The 1,317-nt window shown below is 67.0% G+C and carries 1 protein-coding gene and 1 other annotated feature; the gene reads left to right on the top strand.

Annotated elements, in window-relative coordinates; translation table 11 throughout:
• The first annotated feature begins 52 nt into the window (after nt 1–52).
• Nucleotides 53–1,287, top strand: a protein-coding gene (locus ACFVX4_RS42120; RefSeq protein ID WP_389988844.1) for an IS3 family transposase whose coding sequence is annotated in 2 segments (ribosomal slippage) — nt 53–332 and nt 332–1,287 — 1,236 coding nt in all. Because the reading frame shifts where the segments join, the coding sequence is not laid out codon by codon here.
• Nucleotides 331–459: a sequence feature (AL1L pseudoknot), on the top strand. (Overlaps the previous gene by 129 nt.)
• Nucleotides 1,288–1,317: the final 30 nt, after the last annotated feature.

Below are 1,317 nucleotides of genomic sequence, written 5' to 3' on the forward strand. Positions count from 1 at the left end.
TGAACCGCCCCGGGTTTGATGGAGATCATCAAGACCCGGAAGGATGCCAATCATGGCTGCTCCCCGTAAGTACCCCGACGAACTGCGTGAACGCGCGACGCGTCTGGCCATCGAGGCCCGCAAGGACCCGGCCGGCCGGGCCGGAGCGATCAAGCGGATCGCCGACCAGCTGGACGTGCACCCCGAGGCCCTGCGGGGCTGGGTGAAACGGGCCGAGATCGACGAGGGAGTCGTGCCCGGGGCTACCAGTTCGGAGGCTGCCCGGATCGCGGAGCTGGAGCGGGAGGTGAAGGAACTGCGGCGGGCGAACGCGATATTGAAGTCCGCCTCGGCTTTCTTCGCCGCGGAGCTGGACCGTCCACTGCGATGAAGGTCGCCTACATCGACCAGTACAAGGAGACGTTCGGCGTCCAGCCGATCTGCGACGTCCTCGCCGAGACGGACGCGCCGATCGCGCCGAGCACCTACTACGCTGCCCACACCCGTCCGCCGTCGGCCCGCAGCCTGCGCGACGAACAACTCACCCAGGAGATACGCCGGATCCACGCCGACAACTACGGTGTCTACGGAGCCCGCAAGGTCCACGCCGCCCTGGTCCGCGAGGGAGTCGAGGTGGCCCGCTGCACGGTCGAACGCCTCATGCGTCAGGCGGGGCTTCGCGGCGTGATCCGGGCCAAGGGCCCGCGCACCACCCGCCCTGCTCCGGAGACCGACCGTCCGGCCGATCTGGTCGAGCGGCAGTTCACCGCAACTACCCCGAACCAGTTGTGGGTTGCCGACATCACCTACATCAGAACGTTCTCCGGCTGGGTCTACGCGGCCTTCGTCATCGATGTCTTCTCCCGCATGGTCGTCGGCTGGCAGGTCGCCACCAGCCTCTACACCGACCTCGCCCTTCACGCGCTGGAGATGGCGATCTGGCGCCGTCGGCACACCGGCGCCGACCTCACCGGCCTCACGCACCACTCCGACCGCGGCGTTCAATACCGTGCCATTCGCTACACCGAACGCCTCGCCGACGAGGCGGCCGTGGCCTCGGTCGGTTCCAAGGGCGACTCGTATGACAACGCCCTCGCCGAGGCGTTCAACAGCCTCTTCAAGGCCGAACTGATCCGCAACAAGGGCCCCTGGACGTCCATCAATGACGTCGAGATCGCCGTCGCCGAGTACATCGACTGGTTCAACCAGAGGCGCCTGCACGGCGAACTCGGTCACGTCACCCCCGCCGAGCACGAAGCCGCCCACTACGCGGCCCAACCCCCAGCATCACTCCAGAAAACCAGCTAACTCACTCTCCACGAAACCCGGGGCTTGACA

The organism is Streptomyces sp. NPDC058240, assembly GCF_042882135.1.
Lineage (GTDB): Bacteria > Actinomycetota > Actinomycetes > Streptomycetales > Streptomycetaceae > Streptomyces.